19 protein-coding genes are annotated in these 18,857 nt (G+C 71.2%); 15 read left to right on the plus strand and 4 right to left on the minus strand.

Features of this window, described 5'->3' with window-relative positions; translation table 11 throughout:
• The first annotated feature begins 284 nt into the window (after positions 1 to 284).
• The 3 genes from VMF51_RS24240 to VMF51_RS24250 are packed head-to-tail and all read left to right on the plus strand — an operon-like array spanning position 285 to position 3,687.
• The gene (locus VMF51_RS24240; RefSeq protein WP_325477059.1) at positions 285 to 1,781 is read left to right on the plus strand and encodes an aldehyde dehydrogenase family protein; all 1,497 of its coding nucleotides are present in this window, start codon (positions 285 to 287) and stop codon (positions 1,779 to 1,781) included.
• A 57-nt stretch (positions 1,782 to 1,838) separates the two neighbouring features.
• Positions 1,839 to 2,600 carry an SDR family NAD(P)-dependent oxidoreductase gene (locus VMF51_RS24245; RefSeq protein WP_325477060.1) on the plus strand — a complete coding sequence of 254 codons (762 nt, stop codon included), beginning with the start codon at positions 1,839 to 1,841 and terminating at the stop codon, positions 2,598 to 2,600.
• A 40-nt stretch (positions 2,601 to 2,640) separates the two neighbouring features.
• Positions 2,641 to 3,687 (plus strand): LLM class flavin-dependent oxidoreductase, encoded by a 1,047-nt coding sequence (locus VMF51_RS24250; RefSeq protein WP_325477061.1) that lies wholly within the window; start codon positions 2,641 to 2,643, stop codon positions 3,685 to 3,687.
• Positions 3,688 to 3,763: 76 nt separating this feature from the next.
• Here the strand turns inward: VMF51_RS24250 and VMF51_RS24255 are convergent, their stop codons facing one another.
• From VMF51_RS24255 to VMF51_RS24270, 4 genes are read right to left on the minus strand one after another with little or no spacing between them, the layout of a single operon-like run.
• Positions 3,764 to 4,222 (minus strand): MaoC family dehydratase, encoded by a 459-nt coding sequence (locus VMF51_RS24255; RefSeq protein ID WP_325477062.1) that lies wholly within the window; start codon positions 4,220 to 4,222, stop codon positions 3,764 to 3,766.
• Between the two features lie 58 nt (positions 4,223 to 4,280).
• The gene (locus VMF51_RS24260) at positions 4,281 to 5,531 is read right to left on the minus strand and encodes a CynX/NimT family MFS transporter (protein ID WP_325477063.1); all 1,251 of its coding nucleotides are present in this window, start codon (positions 5,529 to 5,531) and stop codon (positions 4,281 to 4,283) included.
• Positions 5,532 to 5,537: 6 nt separating this feature from the next.
• A complete protein-coding gene (locus VMF51_RS24265; RefSeq protein ID WP_325477064.1) occupies positions 5,538 to 6,707 on the minus strand; it encodes an NAD(P)/FAD-dependent oxidoreductase in 1,170 nt (389 codons plus the stop codon).
• A gap of 2 nt (positions 6,708 to 6,709) precedes the next feature.
• Positions 6,710 to 7,984 (minus strand): cytochrome P450, encoded by a 1,275-nt coding sequence (locus VMF51_RS24270; protein ID WP_325477065.1) that lies wholly within the window; start codon positions 7,982 to 7,984, stop codon positions 6,710 to 6,712.
• A gap of 155 nt (positions 7,985 to 8,139) precedes the next feature.
• Here VMF51_RS24270 and VMF51_RS24275 point away from each other — a divergent pair, with 155 nt between their 5' ends.
• From VMF51_RS24275 to VMF51_RS24330, 12 genes are all read left to right on the plus strand, one after another.
• Positions 8,140 to 8,337: a ferredoxin gene (locus VMF51_RS24275; protein WP_325477066.1), complete on the plus strand. Its 198-nt coding sequence runs from the start codon at positions 8,140 to 8,142 to the stop codon at positions 8,335 to 8,337.
• Positions 8,334 to 9,707, plus strand: a complete 1,374-nt coding sequence (locus VMF51_RS24280; RefSeq protein ID WP_325477067.1) for an MFS transporter — start codon at positions 8,334 to 8,336, stop codon at positions 9,705 to 9,707. Before VMF51_RS24275 ends, VMF51_RS24280 begins: the two co-directional genes overlap by 4 nt.
• Positions 9,667 to 10,827: an acyl-CoA dehydrogenase family protein gene (locus VMF51_RS24285; protein ID WP_325477068.1), complete on the plus strand. Its 1,161-nt coding sequence runs from the start codon at positions 9,667 to 9,669 to the stop codon at positions 10,825 to 10,827. The genes VMF51_RS24280 and VMF51_RS24285 overlap by 41 nt, the downstream gene beginning before the upstream one ends.
• 13 nt (positions 10,828 to 10,840) lie before the next feature.
• On the plus strand, positions 10,841 to 11,341 hold the full coding sequence (locus VMF51_RS24290) for a nuclear transport factor 2 family protein (protein ID WP_325477069.1): 501 nt from the start codon (positions 10,841 to 10,843) through the stop codon (positions 11,339 to 11,341).
• A complete protein-coding gene (locus tag VMF51_RS24295) occupies positions 11,338 to 11,904 on the plus strand; it encodes a nuclear transport factor 2 family protein (RefSeq protein ID WP_325477070.1) in 567 nt (188 codons plus the stop codon). Before VMF51_RS24290 ends, VMF51_RS24295 begins: the two co-directional genes overlap by 4 nt.
• Positions 11,904 to 13,529, plus strand: coding sequence for an FAD-dependent oxidoreductase (locus VMF51_RS24300; RefSeq protein ID WP_325477071.1), 1,626 nt, complete (start codon positions 11,904 to 11,906; stop codon positions 13,527 to 13,529). Before VMF51_RS24295 ends, VMF51_RS24300 begins: the two co-directional genes overlap by 1 nt.
• Before the next feature lie 83 nt (positions 13,530 to 13,612).
• A complete protein-coding gene (locus tag VMF51_RS24305) occupies positions 13,613 to 14,017 on the plus strand; it encodes a nuclear transport factor 2 family protein (RefSeq protein WP_325477072.1) in 405 nt (134 codons plus the stop codon).
• Positions 14,017 to 15,570: an AMP-binding protein gene (locus tag VMF51_RS24310; RefSeq protein ID WP_325477073.1), complete on the plus strand. Its 1,554-nt coding sequence runs from the start codon at positions 14,017 to 14,019 to the stop codon at positions 15,568 to 15,570. Before VMF51_RS24305 ends, VMF51_RS24310 begins: the two co-directional genes overlap by 1 nt.
• A complete protein-coding gene (locus VMF51_RS24315; RefSeq protein WP_325477074.1) occupies positions 15,563 to 15,997 on the plus strand; it encodes a hypothetical protein in 435 nt (144 codons plus the stop codon). Before VMF51_RS24310 ends, VMF51_RS24315 begins: the two co-directional genes overlap by 8 nt.
• A complete protein-coding gene (locus VMF51_RS24320) occupies positions 15,994 to 16,431 on the plus strand; it encodes a MaoC family dehydratase (RefSeq protein ID WP_325477075.1) in 438 nt (145 codons plus the stop codon). The genes VMF51_RS24315 and VMF51_RS24320 overlap by 4 nt, the downstream gene beginning before the upstream one ends.
• On the plus strand, positions 16,428 to 16,874 hold the full coding sequence (locus VMF51_RS24325; RefSeq protein ID WP_325477076.1) for an acyl-CoA thioesterase: 447 nt from the start codon (positions 16,428 to 16,430) through the stop codon (positions 16,872 to 16,874). Before VMF51_RS24320 ends, VMF51_RS24325 begins: the two co-directional genes overlap by 4 nt.
• 221 nt (positions 16,875 to 17,095) lie before the next feature.
• A complete protein-coding gene (locus VMF51_RS24330) occupies positions 17,096 to 18,793 on the plus strand; it encodes an FAD-dependent oxidoreductase (protein WP_325477077.1) in 1,698 nt (565 codons plus the stop codon).
• The last annotated feature ends 64 nt before the right edge of the window (positions 18,794 to 18,857 follow it).

An 18,857-nucleotide genomic window follows, 5' to 3' on the forward strand; every position in this document is an offset into this window, starting at 1 on the left:
GAAGTTCGGCAGCGTCATCAGATCATTGCCGAACACCGCCGACTCCGAGGTGAACCGGTCACCCGTCAACTGCATCCCGTCACCAGAGTCACCCGCGAACCGGATGATCACCCGATCGAGCTGCTTCACCTGCTTGGACACGCGCACTCCTCGGACCTCGGGCCACTATTGCTATGAATCATAAACATAAATAACGCAAGGTGTTCCAGTTCATGTTCATCATTGCTATGGTCTTGGGGTCGGGGTGCCCCCGGGGGCACGAGCAAATCTTGTCAGGAGACGTGATGTCAGTGGAGAAGCGGAGCACGAGCACCTACATCGACTCCCGGTGGATCGACGGGGCCTCGGGTGCCTCCCTGGTCTCGTCGGACCCGTCGACCGGATCGCCGCTCGGCGAGGTCGTCACCAGCTCCGTGGAGCAGGTCGACGCCGCCGTGGCCTCCGCCCAGCGTGCCTTCCGCTCGGACGAGTGGCGCAGTTGGGGTCCCCAGCAGCGTGCCGACGCGCTCAACCGCTTCGCCGACATCCTCCAGCGCGAGATGGAGCCGCTCGCCCGCCTCATCGCCTCGGAGGTCGGGACCCCGATCGCCGCGTGCCGCAGCATGCAGGTCGGCGGGCCGATCGAGGTGCTGCGCTGGTACGCCCAGATGGCGGTCCGCGGTCCGCGCGGCGGCTACGAGCAGGCCCTCGGCCACTACGACACCCCCGTCGCGTCCGGCAGCCTGCTGCGCTACGAGCCCGTCGGCGTCGTCGCCTGCCTCCCGGCGTACAACTACCCGCTGAACCTCCTGGTCTGGAAGCTCGGCGGCGCGATCGCGAGCGGCTGCACGGCCGTGGTGCTCCCGTCGCCCCAGGGCATGTGGAGCACCCTGCGGATCATCGAGCTCCTCGACGAGGTCGGCCTGCCCGAGGGTGTCGTCAACCTGGTCGTCGGTGGTCCCGAGGTCGGGATCCACCTCACCGGCCACCCGGACGTCGACCTGGTGTCGTTCACCGGCTCCGACGCCGTCGGCGCCCAGGTGATGGCCCAGGGCGCGCTCGGCTCGCTCAGCAAGGCCGTCCTCGAGCTCGGCGGCAAGAGCCCCAACGTCATCCTCCCCAGCGCCGACCTCGCCGCCACCGTCGGCGCGTCGATCCTGCGCTTCGCCCGCAACGCCGGTCAGGGATGTGCGGCCTGGAGCCGCATCCTCGTCCCCGAGGATCAGGTCGACGAGTTCTGCCGCCTGGCCGACGAGTTCATCGCCGGCGTCGTCGTGGGCGACCCGCAGGACGAGGCCAGCGTCGTCGGACCGGTCATCTCCGAGGCGCACCGCGCCCGGGTCGAGGGCTGGGTCGAGGAGCTGCTGGCCCGCGGCGCGACCTGGGGTGCCGGCGGCGGCCGTCCCGAGGGCCTCGACGAGGGGTCGTACCTGCGTCCCGGCGTGCTGCGCGGCGTCGACCCGGACGACCCGCTCGCCGACACCGAGTTCTTCGCCCCGATCGCCATGGTCTTCGGCTACCGCGACGTCGACCACGCCGTCGAGCTGGCCAACAACACCCGCTACGGCCTGGCGTCCAACGTCTTCGGCCCGCTCGACGAGGCGATCGCGGTCGCCCGCCGGATCCGCGCCGGCACGGTCACCGTCAACGGCGGCTCGGGCATGCGCCCGGACGCGCCGTGGGGCGGCCCCGGCCGCAGCGGCGTGGGCCGCGAGCTCGGCGAGGACGGGTACGCCGAGTTCTTCGAGGTCAAGCACATCCAGTACGCCCTCGCCGGCATCACCCGCCCGCCGGGCACGTGATCGCACCCGAGTCGTCCGTCCGGAACGCGCCGAACTGAAGGAAAGGCACCACACCACATGCTGCTCGAGAACAAGGTCGCGCTGGTCACCGCCGGCGCTTCGGGAATGGGACGCTCCGGCTCCGAGACGTTCGCCGCCCACGGCGCCCACGTCTACGTCGTCGACATGAACGCGGAGGCGGCGAAGGAGGTCGTCGAGGGGATCCGGTCCGCCGGCGGCTCCGCGACGGCGTGCGTCGTTGACGTACGCGACCTCGACGCCCTCAAGGCGCTGGCCGAGCAGGTCACCGCCGAGCACGGCAGGCTCGACGTCCTCTACAACAACGTCGGTATCCCCGGCGCGGCCGGCCTGGACATGCAGGTGGAGGAGTGGGACACGGGCATCGAGATCAACGCCCGCGCCAGCTTCTTCCTCTCCGGCTACCTGACGGACGCGCTCAAGGCCGCCGACAACGCTTCGGTGATCTTCACCAGCTCCACCTCGGGCCTGGTGGGCTCGCCGTTCAGCCCGATGTACTCCTTCACCAAGGGCGGCGTGATCGCCCTGGTGCGCTCGATGGCCCTCGCGCTCGCTCCCGACGGGATCCGCGTCAACGCCATCGCGCCGGGCTCGGTCGAGACCCCCGGCCTGCCCGCCTTCTTCCGGGCCAGCCCGGAGGAGACCGAGAAGCGGAAGGCGGCGTTCTTCGCCCAGATCCCGCTGGGCCGCGCCGCGCAGCCGGAGGAGATCGCCCAGGTGGCGCTCTTCCTGGCCAGCGACATGTCGAGCTTCGTCACCGGGGTCACCATCCCGGTCGACGGCGGCCTGACGGCGAAGTAACGACCCACCCAGCCGGCGACGGCGCAGAGGAGAAACACGCATGGAGTTCGGCATCCTGATGGGCGACCAGCCGGTCTCGGTCTCGCCCACCGAGCACCTCGACCTGATGTTGCGCAAGGTCGAGGCCGCGCAGAAGGCGGGGTTCACCTACCTGACCATCGGTCAGCACTACCTGTACGACGGCTTCCGCTGGTTCCAGCCGATCCCGCTGCTGGCCCGTCTCGCCGCGGAGCTCGACGACCACGTCCGGATCGGGACGACCGTCCTGGTCGGTCCGGTGCAGCACCCGGTGCAGCTCGCCGAGGACCTGGCGACGCTGGACGTGATCACCCGCGGCAAGCTGGTGGTCGGCATCGGCACCGGCTACCTGCCGCACGAGTACGAGGTCTTCGACAAGCCCTTCAAGCAGCGCTACTCGCTGCTCGAGGAGCTCATCGAGGTGATGACCAAGCTCTGGACCTCCGACCGGGTCACGCACCACGGGAAGTTCTTCGACATCGAGGACCGGCCCACCCACCTGCGTCCGGTCCAGCAGCCGCGGCCGCCGATCTGGCTGGGTGCGATGAAGGAGACCGGCGTACGCCGCGCCGCGCGGCACGGCGACGTCTGGACGATCACCCCGCAGCAGACGATCGAGCAGGTCGAGGAGCTGATCGGCGCGTACGTCGACGAGCGCCTCCAGCACGAGCTCCCGCTCAACAAGTTCCCGCTGCGCCGCGAGCTCCAGCTCGGGGACTCCTTCGAGGACGCGCTCACGTCGTTCGCGGACGTCGCCCGCGTCAAGTACGTGTCGTACGCCGGCCAGGGGATGCAGCTGCTCGACCGCGAGCGGGTCGAGAGCGACTTCCTGGAGAACGTCAAGGACCACGTCCTGCTCGGTACCGGCGAGCAGGTGCGCGAGCAGATCCGCGACATCGCGGCGCGGCTGCCCATCGGCCCGCTGCTCGTCCGGCCGCACTGGCCCGGGATGGACGCGGAGCAGACCGAGGCGTACCTCGAGCGCGTCGGACGCGAGGTCGTGGCGCCGCTGCGCGACCTGGAGAGCATCGGCTTCGAGGAGAGCGTCCTCGCCGGCCGTTCCGCCTGAACCACGGCAACGACTCGGCAACGACAGAAGGGCCGCCCGGTTCGGGCGGCCCTTCTGTCATGTCCGGAGCAGGTCGTCAGGCGTCCGTGGGCCGCTTGAGCATCAGGCCCGCGCGGTGGGCGATGTGCACGAGCTCGTCGCGCTGGTTGTATCCGCGGTGCTCGAAGTTCACGATGCCCGAGTCGGTCCGGCTCTTGGACTCCCGCTTGCCGAGGATGGTGCTCTCGGCGCGGATCGTGTCGCCGTGGAAGACCGGGTTCGGGAAGTCGAACTTCGTGTAGCCCAGGTTGCCGAGCGTCGTGCCCATGGTGAGGTCGTAGACGATCATCCCGCCGATCAGGCCGGCGGTGTACAGGCTGTTCATCAGCCGCTGGCCGTGGGGCTGGGTCGACATGTACTCGGCGTCGAGATGGATCGGCGCGGGGTTCATGGTGATCGAGGTGAACAGGATGTTGTCCATCTCGGTGACGGTCCGGCTCCAGGGGTGCTTGAACTCCTGGCCGGCCTCGAACTCCTCGAACCACATTCCGGGCATGGTGGGTCTCCTCTCGGTGGGGGTGCCGTACGGCGCTGCGCCGCGGCACGTGGGACAGCTAGGGAAGGGGCGTGGGTACGGCGCGCTCCGGGTCCGGGTGGACGGTGTCGCGCGCCGGGTGCGCGGGGCGCATGCGGACGAGCAGCAGCAGGCTGGCCACGCTGACGCCGAGCATCACCGTGAAGCCCGGCCGGAGGCTGCCGCTCCAGTCCTGCAGGGCGCCGACCAGCAGGGGGCTGAGGGCGCCGGCGGTGAAGGAGAAGAGCATCGCCATCGCGCTGAGGCGGGTGGCGTCGGCGGCGTCGCGTGCCTCGTCGTGGACCTTCACCAGGGCCAGGGAGCTGATCCCGCCGATGCCGAACCCGGCGAGCAGCGCACCGGGGATCGCCATCCCCGACGGATCCACGACGAGCAGCACGAGGCCCGCGGTCGAGGTCAGCATCACCGTGGCGAACACGCCCCGTCGTCCGTCGATGCGGTCGGTGAGCGGCGCCAGGGACAGGATCGAGACGATCTGGATGGTCTGGAAGACGACCAGGTAGGCGGCGGCCGTCGCGGGCGCGATGCCGGCCTCGATGAAGAGGCTGGGCAGCCAGGCGATCACCCCGAACCCGAGGACCATCGCCACGCTGGAGATCGCGGTGAGGAACCAGGCCCGGCCCTCCCGCAGCGGCAGCCGCACCCGGACGCTGGGTCCGGCGTGGGCGGGAAGCCGAGCGCCGCGCGCGCGGGCGACGAGCAGGGCGGCGACGAGGAGGAGCGCCGTGACCCCCCAGATCGACAGCGTCAGCCGCCAGTCGCCGAGGGCGTCGGTCAGCGGCTGGGCGGTCCCCGCGGCCAGGCCCACGCCCAGGGCCATCGAGGTGGAGTAGATGCCGGTGGCCAGTCCGCGCAGGCGGGGCAGGTGGTGGGCGATGAACGCCGGCACCAGCGTCGACAGCGCGCCGAGCGCGCCGCCGATCAGACCCGCGGTGATCACGAGCGGGACGGGGGAGTCGATCAGGGGCCGGGACAGCTCGGCCAGGCCGAGCAGCACGAAGAGCACCAGCATCGCCGCGTCGCCGCCGTACCGGCGCGACAGGGCGTGCCCGAACGGTGCGCACAGCCCCATGGCCAGCACCGGCATGGCGGTGAGCAGGCTCGCGGTGGTCGCGCTGATGCCGAGGTCGTCGCTGATGAGCGGCACGAGGGGCGGCGTCGCCCCGAAGATCGCGCGCACGTTGACGCCGATCGCGACGATCAGGCAGATCGCCGCCCACGGGGCCAGACGGGTCGGGTCGGGGGAGGGGGCCGCGGTCCGGGGCTCCATTCGGCCCTAGTCCACGGCCGAGGCGGGGCCGCCGACCGCGGCCCGGGCCTTCACCACGTCCTTGGTCGCGTCGACGCCGAGCCAGGCCGTCAGGACACCGTCGCGGCTCCACGCGGCGCGGGCCAGCGACCCGTCGTCGCCGAGCCGGACCTCGACGTCGTCGCCGTCCTCGTGCGCGCCGACGTACTGGAGCTTGCGGCCGAACTGGTCGGACCAGAAGTACGGGACCGGGTCGTACGACGGCCCTGCGTCGGGCGTCAGCAGGCTGGCGACGGCCGCCGTCGCGACCATGCTGGCGTCGTCCCAGTGCTCGATCAGGCGGTGCGCGCCGGTGCGCTCGCTCCAGCGCTGGGCGACGTCGCCGACCGCCAGCACGCCGGGGAGGTTGGTCCGGCACCGGTCGTCGGTGAGGATCCCTCGACCGGTGGCCAGCCCGCTCCCCGCGAGCCACGCCAGGTCGGGCCGGACGCCGACCCCGGTGACCACGAGGTCCGCGGGCAGGACCCGGCCATCCGCGAGGTGTACGCCGTCGCTCTCGACGCGCGCGACAGCGGTGTCGGTGAGCAGCGTGATGCCGGCCCACCAGGGGAGCGTCGCGGCACCGACCTCGGCGCCGAGCGCGCCGGCGAGCGGCTGCGGGCCGTACTCGACGCAGGTGACCTCGCAGCCGGCGCGGTGGGCCGCCGTGGCGACCTCCGCCCCGATCCAGCTGGCTCCGATGATCACGACCCGGGCTCCGGGGGTGAGCCGCTCGCGCAGCGCCAGGGCCTCGGGGAGGGTGCGCAGCGTGAGCTGTTCGCCGTCGCCCGGGAGCCGGACCGGCTCCGCGCCGGTGGCGAGCAGGAGGGCGTCGTACGCGATCTCCTCGCCGGCCTCCGTGACCACGGTCCCGCCGTCGGGGGTGCTGCGCAGGGCGGCCGCCCGGGTGCCGAGCCGGAGGTCGACCTCGAGCTTCGTGACGTCGAACGGCAGCGGCGCGGTGTCGGCGTCGCCGGCGAGCACGTCCTTGGAGAGCGGGGGCCGGTCGTACGCCGCGTCCTGCTCGGCGCACAGCACGGTGACGGGGCCGCGGAACTTCTTGCGCCGCAGGGTCGTGACGACCCGGACGGTGGCGAGGCCACCGCCGACCACCACGAGGTGCCCGTGCTCGAGGTCCAGGCCGGCCCGGTCGCCCACGCTCAGACCCCGGCCTTGGTGTAGTGCTCGCCGAACAGCGGGGTCTCGCCCAGCAGCCGCTCGCCGGGGGTGAACGTGACCGGGATCGAGTGGAAGCCGGCGTTGGTGCCCTGGTCGGGGTAGGTGACGAGCTTGTCGAGGTCGACGACGTAGTCGCCCATCCGCGCGAGGACCTGACGGATCATCTCGCGGGCCATCGCCTTGCCCAGGTGCGAGCCGGCGCAGCGGTGGATGCCCAGGCCGAAGGCCACGTGCCGGTTCGGCCAGCGGGTGATGTCGACCTCGTCGGGGTTCTCGAACTGCTCGGGGTCGCGGTTCGCCGATGCCCAGGCGAGCAGGGCGCGGTCGCCCTTGCGGACCGGGCAGCCCTGGAACTCGGTGTCCTCCATGATCGTGCGGGCGAGGGCCTGGGTGGGGGAGAAGACCCGGAGGAACTCCTCGACCGCGATGTCGACCATCGAGGGGTCGTCGATGAGGCGCTGACGCTGGTCGGGGTTCTGGTAGAGCCACACCAGGGACTGCGTGACCAGGGACGCGGTGGTGCCGACGCCGCCGGAGATGACGAGCTCGAGGATCGAGTAGACCTCGTCGTCGTCCATCCGGCGGCCGTCGACCTCGACGTTGATGAAGTGGGTGGTCGCGTCGTCGGTGGGGTGCTCGCGGCGGTGGGCGATGTGCTCGCGCACGGTGCGGCTGACCCACGGCACGGCGACCTCGGCGGCGTGCACGTACTCCGGCGAGCCGGGCGCCGCGGAGACCAGGGTGTGCATGCCGTCGACGTAGTTCTGGTACTCCGAGGGGTCCAGGCCCAGCCAGTCGATGGTCACCGCTGCGGGCACCGAGGCCACGATCGCGAGGTCCGCCTCGCCCTTCTCGATGATCGAGTCGATGAAGCCGGTGACGTAGTGCTTGATGACCTCGTCGAGGTTCTCGACCGCCGCCGGTGCCGTGACCTGGTTGACCGCCTTGCGGTAGGGGCGGAAGTCCGGCGGGTCGAGCTCGATCGGGATGTGGAACGCCGTCGGGGCCTTGGGGATCGTGACCGACAGCCCGGGGCCGCCGTACTCGTCGTGGCGGGCGGAGGAGAACAGGTCGTCGTCGCGCGAGGCCTGGAACAGCGCGGCGTAGTTCGAGATCACCCAGTAGCCCCCGTGCGCCTCCGTCCACGCCACCGGCGACTCGTCGCGCAGCTTGCGGTAGACCCCCACGTGGTCGCCCGCGTGCTCGGCCGAGTGGTGGTCGAAGTGGACCACGGGACAACGGGACTTCTCAGACATGCATCCTCCTCGGCGCGGGCTTCCCTGGTGAGCCAGATCATGATAATAGTTATACCGAGGGAAGAGTCAAGGGATGCGTGAAGATCCCGAGGGCTCGGGCACGAGAAGGTGGGCCTGTCCCGGAGAAAGCAGTCCATCCAGCAAGGAGCGTCTCGATGAAGATTGTCGCCGATCTCGACAAGTGCCAGGGGCACGGGCTGTGCCGCATGTCTGCTCCCGACGTGTACGACGTGACCGTCGACGAGGGTCAGGTCATCGTGAAGTTCGACGGTGACGTTCCCGAGGAGCTCGAGGACGCCGCCGCCCTGGGTGTCGACTCCTGCCCGGAGATCGCGCTGAGCATCGTGGAGTGACCGCCGGCGCCAGTTGGCGGGCCCCGACCTGGGTCGTGGCCATGCTCGCGCTGGTGCTGCTCGGCACGGCGATCGTCGTCCCGACGCTGGTGGGGCTGCTGTCGGTCGAGCTGTCGACCGACCTGGAGTTCGGCGAGACCGGGCTCGGTCTCGCCGTCTCGGCGTTCTGGGCGGTCACGGCCCTCGCCGCGCCCGTGGCCGGACGTGCCGCGGACGTCCGCGGCTGGCCCAGCGTGGCGGCCCTGGGTGCGGTCGTCACAGGTGGCTGCCTGGTGGGTGCGGCGATCCTCGTCGACTCCTGGCCGGCTCTGGTCGTCGTGATGATGCTCGCCGGGGTGGGCTACGCACTCTGCTCGCCCACCAGCAACCTGCTCGTGGTGCGGATGGCCCCGCTGCGGCGCCGGGCCTCCGTGCTCGGGTTCAAGCAGTGCGCACCGCCGCTGCTGATGGCGGTGGCCGGTGCGTCGCTCCCGGTGGTCGCGAGCCAGCACGGCTGGCGGTGGTCGATGGCGCTCGGTGCGGTGCTGCCGCTCGCGGTGCTGGCGGCCCTCGGCTGCATGCGCGTCGCCGGTGCGGCGGCGCGACGCTCCGGCGAGGCCGGGCCTCGCGGGCGTCCGGCCCGCGCGGCCGAGGGCGACCCTGTGGTGGCGCCCCTGCGCACCGTGCCGGTCGTGGCGGCCGCGGGACTCGGCACGCTCTCGGTCGCGACCCTGACGGGCTTCGCCGTCCTCACGCTCGTCTCCACGGGCCTGAGTGGCGTCGAGGCGGCCGCGGTGGTGTCCGCGGGCAGCCTGGCCGCGGTGCTCGTGCGCCTGCTGTCGGGCGGCTACCTCGACTCCCGGCCCGTGGACGACCTCCGCCTGCTGTACGTCGTGATGGGGCTGGCCGTGCTCGCGCTCGCGCTGGTCGGGGTCGGGCTCTTCGGGGTCGACGCCGGCGCGTCGATGCCCGGGGTACGCCGCTGGCTGGTCGCCGGGGGAGTGATCCTCGGCCTGGTCGCGGCGTGGACCTGGCCGGCGCTGCTCCTGCTCGCGGTGGTCCGGCGTACCTCCCGTCCGGGGTCGGCCAGCGGAGTGCTGCAGGTCGGCAGCGGGTTGGGGTCCGCGGTCGGGCCGATGGGCTTCGGCGTGCTGTCCACGCACGGGGGGCGGGACTGGGCCTGGCTCGCCATGGCCGGACTGACCGTGGCCGCGATGGAGCTGGTCCGCCGGGCCGGCCAGTCCCCGGACCAGGGGGTGACATCCGCGCCACTCAATGATAACTATGATAAGCAACTGAGGTCGACGCTGGTCGAGCCTCTCCGAGCGACCAGAGAGACCAGGAGGATCCATGGACTTCGCAGTGGACGAGACCCACGAGGCCATCCGTGAGGCCGTCCGGGCCATGTGCTCCAAGTTCGACGACACGTACTGGATGGAGCACGACGAGTCCCACGAGTTCCCCTGGGACTTCTACAACGCCGTCGCCGAGGCGGGCTGGCTCGGCCTGAGCATCCCCGAGGAGTACGGCGGGGGCGGGCTCGGCGTGACCGAGGCCGCGATCGTCGAGCGCGAGATCTCCGCCTCCGGGGCGGGCATGGCCGGCTGCTCGGCCGTGCACATCGGGATCTTCGGCTTCGAGCCCCTGATCCGGCACGGCAGCGAGAGCCTGAAGCAGCGGTTCCTCCCGCGCGCGGTCTCCGGCGACCTGCACGTCTCCTTCGCCGTGACCGAGCCGGACGCCGGCACCGACACGCTCAACCTCCAGACTGCGGCCCGCAAGGTCGACGGCGGCTGGCTGGTGACCGGCAAGAAGGTGTGGATCACCAAGGCGCAGGAGGCGGAGCGGATGTTCCTGCTCGTGCGCACCTCGCCGCGCGAGGGCAAGGCGCACCGCGGCCTGACGCTGATGTTCGCGACCCTGGACCCCGAGCACGTCAAGATCCGCGAGATCCCCAAGCTCGGCCGCAACGCCGTCGACACCAACGAGCTGTTCATCGACGACCTCTTCGTCGCCGACGAGGACGTCATCGGCGAGGTCGGCGAGGGCTTCAAGGTCATCCTGGGCGGCCTCAACGCCGAGCGCGTCATCTCGGCCAACGCGGCCCTCGGGCTCGGCGAGGCGGCGCTGCGCCGGGCGGTCAACTACGCCAACGAGCGCGTGGTCTTCGGTCGCCCGATCGGCCAGAACCAGCTCATCGCCGGGCAGCTCGCCGAGGCGCGGATCCGCCTGGATGCCGCGACCGCCATCTGCGAGAAGGCCGCGTGGATGGTCGACAACGACGTCCCGTGCGGCCGCGAGGCCAACGAGGCGAAGTTCCTGGCCAGCGAGGCCGGCTTCAACGCCGCCGACGTCGCGATCAACGTGCACGGCGGCTACGGCTACGCCCGCGAGTACCACGTCGAGCGGTACTTCCGGGAGTCCCGGCTGAACCGGATCGCGCCGATCAGCCAGGAGATGGTCCTCAACTACGTCGCCGAGCACGTCCTCGGCCTGCCGCGCAGCTACTGATCGGAGACCAGCGATGACGAACGACGCACAGCTCCTGGCCGAGCTCGAGAGGCAGCACGCCGCGCAGGCGCTGCTGCACGAGTACCAGCGGCTGGTCGACGCCAAGGACATCGACGGCCTGGCCGAGATCGTGGTCCCCGACGTGGTCCTCGCGCGCCAGGACGGCGAGAGCCGCGGGGCCGAGCAGTTCCTGAACCTCTACCGGAAGTTCGCCGCCTCCGACGTCCAGGTCGCGCACCACATGGTGACCAACGTCGAGGCCCGCGAGCTGCCGGCCGATGGCGACGCTCGGGTGGTCCGGGTCGACTCGTGCTTCCTGGCGATCACGACCCACGCGTCGGGGGAGGCCCGCTTCGTGTGGGGCCGCTACAGCGACGACATGGTCCGCACCGCCGAGCGGTGGAAGATCGCCGCCAAGCGGATCGCCGTCGTGCGCACGGCGTTCGTCGACTCCCTCGCGCCGCTGGCGATGAACTCCTTCGGGCCGCGCCAGACCGAGGATGCCGTGCGATGACCCGCGACCTCGAGGACCGGCTGCGGCGGATCGAGGACAAGCAGCAGATCGCGGACCTGGTCGCGCTCTACGGCTTCGTCATGGACGAGCGCGACCTGGTCGGCCTGCCGACGCTGTTCACCGACGACGCGCGGCTCGGCTCGGCCGACGGGGTCTTCGACGCGCACGGCCTGGCGGCGATCGAGGAGGCGTACGCCGGCCGGTTCGCCGTCCTCGGGGCGACGAACCACTTCGTGCACTCGTCGATCTCGCGGTTCGAGGACGACGACCCGGACCGGGCGCACGGCCTGGTCAGCGGTCACGCGGAGGTGGTGCGCAACGGCGAGACCCTCCTCGTCGCACTCCGCTACCACGACGCCTACCAGCGGACCGCGCGCGGCTGGCGGATCCGCGAGCGGGTGATGTCGTACATGTACTACCTGCCGGTGGCCGCCTACGCCGCCACCCTGCCGACGGCCGACCGCAGCCTCGTGTACGGCGAGCCGCGCCCGGCCGACTGGCCCTCCGTGCTCGCCGGGGGAGACCTGGGCTGGCTGCGCGCCCACTACCACCAGGCGACGTGATGGCCGCCGGGCCGAGCTTCGACCGGACCCACGACGTCGTGGTGCTGGGCAGCGGCTGCGCCGGCATGATGTCGGCCCTCGTCGCCGCGGACCAGGGTGCCGACGTCGCGCTCTTCGAGAAGGCCGGCGTGCTCGGTGGCACGACCGCGCTCTCGAGCGGTGTCGCCTGGCTGCCGGCCAACCGCTACCAGGCCGAGCACGGGGTCTCCGACTCTCCGGACGAGGCGCGCGACTACCTCACCGCGCTGTCCAACGGCCTGATCCGGCCGGAGTTCACCGACGCGTTCGTCTCCACCGTCGACGAGATGCTCGAGTGGACCGAGGAGCGCACGCCGCTGCGGATGCGGCTGGTCCCCGGCTACCCGGACTACCACCCGGAGTTCCCCGGCGGGAAGCCCGGCGGCGGGCGCTCGACCGAGCCGACGCTCTTCTCCTTCGACGAGCTGGGGGAGTGGGCGGACCGGTTCCTCGGCGTACGGCGCTCCATGTACGTCGCCGAGACGCCGGTCGGGGGTGGGACCGGCTTCCTCACCCCCGAGGAGGACGAGCGTCGAGCCGCGCAGCGCCTCGAAGGTCTGGGCCGCGGGCTGCTCGGTGCGCTGTTCAAGGGCCTGCTCGACCACGGCGTCCGGGTGGAGACGGGGGCCGAGGCGACGCGCCTGGTCACCGAGGACGGTCGGGTCGTCGGCGTCGAGTTCGCCGACGGCACCCGGGTCGGCGCCCGGCGCGGGGTCGTGCTGGCCACCGGCGGGTTCGAGCGCGACCCGGAGCTGGTCGCCGCGTTCCTGCGCGGTCCGCTCAGCCACTCGCCCGGTGCCCCGAGCAACACCGGGGACGGTCTGCGGATGGCGATGCGGGTCGGCGCCGGGCTCGGGGTGATGCGCGAGGCGTGGTGGGTCCCGGTCGTCGCCATCCCCGGCTTCGAGGGCGAGCAGTACTCCGGCCACGGGATCCAGCTGGTCCAGCGCGAGCGCACCCTGCCGCGCACCATCATGGTCAACGACGAGGGTCGGCGGTTCACCAACGAGGCCGCCAACTACAACGCCCTCGGCGCGGCCTTCCACGTCTTCCACCCGACGCGCTTCGCCTACGAGAACCAGCCCGCCTGGATCGTCTTCGACCAGGGCTTCCTGGACTCCTACGGCGGCTACGGCGTCCCGCCGGGCGGCCCGGCCCCGGACTGGCTCGACCGGGCGGACACGCTCGAGGAGCTCGCCGGGCGGATCGGCGTACCCCCGGGCGCGCTGCGCTCCACCGTCGACCGGTGGAACGAGCTCAGCGACCGCGGACGCGACGACGACCACGGCCGCGGCGACTCGGCGTACGACGGGTGGTGCGGCGACCGGGACCTCTACCCCGGGACGATGTCCACCCTCGGCCGGATCGACCGGGCGCCGTACTTCGCCGCGCCGATCCACTCCAGCAGCCTCGGCACCAAGGGTGGCCCCCGTACCACCGTGGACTGCGAGGTGCTCGACGTCGAGGGCGCTCCCATCCCCGGCCTGTGGGCCGTCGGCAACGCGATGGCCGCGCCCACGGGGATGGTCTACGGCGGCGCGGGCGGCACCCTCGGGCCGGCGATGGTCTTCGGCTATCGCTGCGGGAGGTCCGTGGCTGCGGTGTGATGGTGGACATGTGACCCAAACCATGCGCACAATACGCAGCAATAGGTTCGCGGTCGGATGCGAACCCGTGTGAGGAGGCCCGTATGCCCGAACGCTCCGCCATCGAGAATCTCGCCAACACCTACTCGCTCTGCTACGACAGCGGCGACCTGGAGACCATGGCCGGCCTCTTCACCGAGGACGCGGTCTTCTCCCTCGTGGTCGCCGGAGGCGACCGGATCGCCTTCGAGTCCCGTGACGCGATCATGAAGCTGATGGGCGACTCGCTGGCCACGCAGACCGACCAGCGTCGGCACATCAACTCCAACCTCATCGTCGAGGGCGAGGCGGACGGGGTCACGAAGACGACCCACTACCTGACCCTCGTGGCCACGGAGGACGGGGCGATCTCCCTGCTCTCCGCCGGCGTGTACTCCTCGACGATCGTCGAGGACGCCGGCGTGCTGCGCTTCCGGACCCTGCACCTCGACCTCGACAAGGCGTACTGATGAACCAAGGGCTCATCCCTGCCAAGTGGGCGTCCCTGACGCCGCAGCGGCAGGCCGTGTACGACGCGCCGAACGACCGGCGCGTGACCTGGGCGGAATTCGACGAGCTGGTCCGGCGCCTCGCCAACGGGCTGCTCGGGCTCGGCCTGGAGAAGGGCGACCGGGTCGCCATGCTCTCCCGCAACTGCGTGGAGTTCCAGGCGCTCTACTTCGCCGCCGGCCGGGCGGGTCTCGTGACTCAGCCGCTGAACTGGCGCCTCGCCGGTCCGGCGCTGCAGTCCGTCGTCAAGGACGCCGCCCCCAAGGTCGTGATCGGCCAGGCCGAGTTCCGTGACGCGCTCGAGGACATCAAGCGCTCCGTCGACGTACCGCACTGGCTGGAGTTCGGGGAGTCGTCCGACGGCACCCTGGACGACCTGATCCAGCGGTCGTCGACCCTGGAGATCGCGACCAGCTCGCTGATCGCGGACGACGACCCGTTCTTCCTGCTCTACACCGGCGGCACCACCGGCGAGTCCAAGGGCGCCCTGCACACGCACCGCAGCGCGGCTGCCGGCATGCTCAACCAGACCGTGGCCGAGCGGATCGTGCCCGACGACGTCTACATGCTGACCGGGCAGATGTACCACATCCCCGTCGTGCTCGCGATGAACTACATGAAGCACGGGTGCCCGCTCGTGCTGATGAACTTCGAGCCCAAGCTCGCCCTCGACCTGATCGAGAACGAGAAGGTCTCCGCCTTCCTCGGCGTCACCACGATGCTGAACTGGATGATGGCGCAGGAGAACTTCGCCGGCTACGACCTCTCCAGCCTGCGCAACATCCAGTACGGCGGCGGCCCGATGCCGTCCAACATCGTGCGCCAGGCCCTCGACTCCTTCCCGTGCACCCTGATCCAGGGCTACGGGCAGACCGAGGGCACGACGATGACGTTCCTCTCCCAGGAGGACCACCTCGACGCCGTCCGGGGCATCCACCCCGAGCGGCTGCGCTCCTGCGGGCGGGAGGGCTTCGTGACGCAGGTCCGGGTCGTCGACCTGGACGGCAACGAGGTCCCGCGCGACGGCATGACCCCCGGCGAGATCGTGGTCAAGAGCCCCGCCAACATGTCCGGCTACCTGAACCGTCCCGACCTCACGGCGCGGACGCTGCGGGACGGCTGGATGTGGACCGGCGACGTCGCCACCTGGGACTCCGAGAGCTACGTCTACATCGTCGACCGCGCCAAGGACATGATCATCTCGGGCGGGGAGAACATCTACTCCGTCCAGGTCGAGGAGGCGATCGCGTCGCACCCCGCCGTCCTGGAGGTCGCGGTCATCGGCGTACCGGACGAGGAGTGGGGCGAGACCGTCAAGGGGTTCGTCGTGCTGAAGCCGGGCCAGGAGGCCACCGAGCAGCAGATCATCGACCAGGCGAAGAGCCAGCTGGCGAGCTACCAGAAGCCGCGGTCGGTCGAGTTCGTGACCGAGCTGCCCAAGGCGCCGACCGGCAAGATCCTGAAGCGGGAGCTGCGCCGGCCGTTCTGGGAGAATCAGGAGCGCAATGTCTGAGACCGACTACGGCGACCGGGTCGGACGGGAGTTCCCGGGGGGCAGCTACTCGCTCGACGTCTGGCGCTGCTGGCTGGTCGCCGACACGCTCCTCGACGACCCGTGGGAGACCACGCCCCACCCGGTGCTGGCCTGGATGGCCGGCGTCGGCGGCATGGGCATGACCTGGGACGACCTGTTCGCCTGGTTCGACGCGTCGGCCGACGACGGCCCGATGTTCGGGGAGCACCGCACGACGCTGCACCGCCCGCTCGAGGCCGGGGCGACGTACGCCGTCTCGGGCCGCGTGGTCTCGGTCGTCCGCAAGGTCGGCCGCCGGGCCGGCGCCTTCGACATCGTCGGCTACGAGCTCGACCTTCACCAGGAGGGGACCCACGTGGCGAACTGCTACAACTCGATCGTCTTCCCCCGCAGGGGAGCGGCATGAGCGCGCCGGTCGCCGTCGGCACCGTGGTCCCGCCCCACGAGCTGGACGTCGACCCGGAGAAGATGAAGGTGATGGCTGCCCTGCTGGGCGACCCCAACCGGATCCACTTCGACTCCCGGCTGCTGGAGGAGCTCGGCCTGGACCCGCGTCCGGTCAACCAGGGCCCGCTCAACATGGGCTACCTGCAGACCATGCTGGCCCGCTGGGCGGGAGGCCGCGACCGGATCCTGTCGTTCCAGGTGCGCTTCCTGGGCAACGTCCTCGCGGGTGACCGGGTCCGTGCGGAGGGCACGGTGACCGAGGTCCGTGCCGACGAGCGCGGCACGATCGCGACCTGCGACGTCTCCCTCACCGTCCTCGGTGGGGCCGTCGCCCTGGCGGGCACCGCCGAGGTGCTCGTCGATCCCGAACCGACCCAGGAGAACGACGCGTGAACCTGACCCACGAACCGGCCGCGGGGCGCCTGCAGTTCCAGCTGGCCTACGGGGACACCGACACGGTGGGCATCGCCTACTTCAGCATCTACTACCGGTGGATGGAGCGCTGCTACTCCACCTGGTTGCACGCGCACGGCATCCGCAGCGGCCAGATGGTCGACGACCTCGGGATCGTCACCGTCGGGATCAGCTCCGGCTGCCGGTACGTCGACACGGTCGAGGTCTTCGACGTGGTCGAGTGCCAGCTGGTCGCCGACCGGATCGGCACGAGCTCGTACGTCGTGGGCATGGAGTTCACCCGCGACGGCGAGCTGGTCACGAAGGGGCAGATGTCCTTCGCCGCCCGCACGCCGGGCGACTTCGCAAAGACGCCGGTCCCGGCGCGCCTGCTCGACGTCATCAAGACGCTTCCCGCCCCGAGGTTCGACGTCCAGGTCTGAGCCGCTCCGAGCCCGTGGTCACGGACCCGAGGTCACGCCCGACGTGACCTCGGGTCCGTCGGCGCGCCCGCGTGCCGGTCCGGCGGACGAGGAGCGGGGCGATTTTGCCAATCCATGCGAATCATCCGGTTCAACCGGTTGACACGATCCTTGATCATCATATTCACTCTTGTCCTAGTTGATGTGACCTCCGACACCCGTCCGACAGGAGCGTGGAAACGATGAGCGAGCTCGGTGCCGAGAACCCGGTCCTGGTGGTCGGTGCAGGGCTGTCCGGACTGGCGACGGCGCTGACCTGCTCCCTGGCCGGACGCCCGGTGATCGTGCTCGAGGCGGCCGACCTCGTCGGGGGCGCCGCGGCGTACTCCGGCGGGCAGGTGTGGTGCGGCGCCAACCACGTCGCCGACCGCGAGGGCATCGCGGGCGACTCGAAGGCGCTCACCGAGACCTACATCCGCGACGTGGCCTCGCACCTGGCCCCCGAGGTCCTCGACGAGCAGGCACTGCTGCGCTGGATCGACACCGCGCCGGACGCGATGCGCTTCTTCGAGGACAACGACGCCATCCGCTGGACGGTCATCCCCGGCCTCGCCGACTACCACAACGAGGCGGACGGCGCGCTCCCGCAGGGGCGCTACCTGACCAACGAGGTCATCGACGGCTCGGTGCTGGGGGAGTGGCGCGAGCGGCTCCGCTACAGCCCGTACTTCCCCGTCGGGACCACCTACGCCGAGCTGCTCGGCAAGGGTCGGCGGGCGACGTACGTCGACGACAGCGGCGACGAGCAGGACGCGGTCAAGCGCTCCCACGCCGGCCTGCCCGCCTTCGGTCTCTCCGACGGCACGCGGTTCGACCGGGCCGCGGACGCGGACCCGCTGACGTACGGCACCGGCGTGGTGGCCAGCTTCCTGGCCCGGGTGCTGCGCGAGGCCTCGATCGAGATCCGCACCGAGCACCGGGTGGTCGAGCTGGTCCGCGACGGCGACGCCGTCGTCGGGCTGCGCGCCGACACCCCGGCCGGCCAGGTCGAGCTGCGCGGTCCCGTGGTGCTGGCGACCAGCACCTACGACTGGGACCCGGACCTGGTCGAGGAGGTACTCGGGCTCTCCGCCGACGACTGGGGCTCGGTGGCCCCCGAGACGCTGCGCGGCGACGGGATCAAGCTGGCCCGCCAGGTGGGCGGCCAGCTCGCCCGGATCCCGGCGAACGCGACCCCGATCCTGCCCGGCTGGCGCTCCGAGGTCGGCACCGGCTTCGGCTACGGCCCGGAGTACGCCATGCCGCACTCGATGATCGTCGACCGGCACGGCAACCGGTACTGCAACGACTCCTACTGGGTCGACATCTGCCGCAAGACCCTCGACCCCGACGACTCCCACCTGCCGTTCTTCCTGGTCTGGGACGACCAGCACCGCGCGAAGTACGGCCTGGCGGCCACCCCGCCCGGCGGCGAGTACCCCGAGGGCTGGGTGTCCTCCGCGTTGACGCTGGCCAAGCTCGGCGAGCAGCTGGGCATCGACGGCGAGCAGCTCACCCGCACGGCCGAGCGCTTCAGCGCGAACGCCGCCCGGGGCGAGGACCCCGACTTCGGCCGCGGCACCGTCGACTACGTCAACAAGTTCGCCGGCGACCCGGAGAACCGGCCGTCGCCGGTGCTCGGCCCGATCGAGCGCGCGCCGTTCCACGGCATCCGGCTCCGTTTCGTCGGGACCGGCATCGGCACCTCGGGCGTCCGCATCGACGGTGACGGCCACGTGCTGGACGAGGCCGGCGCGCCGATCGACGGCCTGTACGCCGCCGGGTCGGTGGCGGCGCTGACGACCACCGGCACGGCGTACAACTCGGGGATCGCGCTGGGGCGGGGCCTGACCCTCGCCTACCTGGTCGGACACGAGCTGTCCGGCAAGTCCATCTCCTGACCCAGACCTCTCGGTGGTCCGCGCTCGTCGGACCAGCAGGAACAACCAACAGCTGGAGGAAACT

The organism is Nocardioides sp. (assembly GCF_035503875.1).
Lineage (GTDB): Bacteria > Actinomycetota > Actinomycetes > Propionibacteriales > Nocardioidaceae > Nocardioides.

Bases quoted from the DNA above. Each gene is read 5' to 3' on its own strand.
- VMF51_RS24240 (WP_325477059.1), top strand. From the start codon at position 285: ATGTCAGTGGAGAAGCGGAGCACGAGCACCTACATCGACTCCCGGTGG.
- VMF51_RS24290 (WP_325477069.1), top strand. From the start codon at position 10,841: ATGACGAACGACGCACAGCTCCTGGCCGAGCTCGAGAGGCAGCACGCC.
- VMF51_RS24295 (WP_325477070.1), top strand. From the start codon at position 11,338: ATGACCCGCGACCTCGAGGACCGGCTGCGGCGGATCGAGGACAAGCAG.
- VMF51_RS24315 (WP_325477074.1), top strand. From the start codon at position 15,563: ATGTCTGAGACCGACTACGGCGACCGGGTCGGACGGGAGTTCCCGGGG.
- VMF51_RS24330 (WP_325477077.1), top strand. From the start codon at position 17,096: ATGAGCGAGCTCGGTGCCGAGAACCCGGTCCTGGTGGTCGGTGCAGGG.
- VMF51_RS24250 (WP_325477061.1), top strand. From the start codon at position 2,641: ATGGAGTTCGGCATCCTGATGGGCGACCAGCCGGTCTCGGTCTCGCCC.
- VMF51_RS24320 (WP_325477075.1), top strand. From the start codon at position 15,994: ATGAGCGCGCCGGTCGCCGTCGGCACCGTGGTCCCGCCCCACGAGCTG.
- VMF51_RS24245 (WP_325477060.1), top strand. From the start codon at position 1,839: ATGCTGCTCGAGAACAAGGTCGCGCTGGTCACCGCCGGCGCTTCGGGA.
- VMF51_RS24275 (WP_325477066.1), top strand. From the start codon at position 8,140: ATGAAGATTGTCGCCGATCTCGACAAGTGCCAGGGGCACGGGCTGTGC.
- VMF51_RS24305 (WP_325477072.1), top strand. From the start codon at position 13,613: ATGCCCGAACGCTCCGCCATCGAGAATCTCGCCAACACCTACTCGCTC.
- VMF51_RS24285 (WP_325477068.1), top strand. From the start codon at position 9,667: ATGGACTTCGCAGTGGACGAGACCCACGAGGCCATCCGTGAGGCCGTC.
- VMF51_RS24255 (WP_325477062.1), bottom strand. From the start codon at position 4,222: ATGCCCGGAATGTGGTTCGAGGAGTTCGAGGCCGGCCAGGAGTTCAAG.
- VMF51_RS24310 (WP_325477073.1), top strand. From the start codon at position 14,017: ATGAACCAAGGGCTCATCCCTGCCAAGTGGGCGTCCCTGACGCCGCAG.
- VMF51_RS24260 (WP_325477063.1), bottom strand. From the start codon at position 5,531: ATGGAGCCCCGGACCGCGGCCCCCTCCCCCGACCCGACCCGTCTGGCC.
- VMF51_RS24270 (WP_325477065.1), bottom strand. From the start codon at position 7,984: ATGTCTGAGAAGTCCCGTTGTCCCGTGGTCCACTTCGACCACCACTCG.
- VMF51_RS24300 (WP_325477071.1), top strand. From the start codon at position 11,904: ATGGCCGCCGGGCCGAGCTTCGACCGGACCCACGACGTCGTGGTGCTG.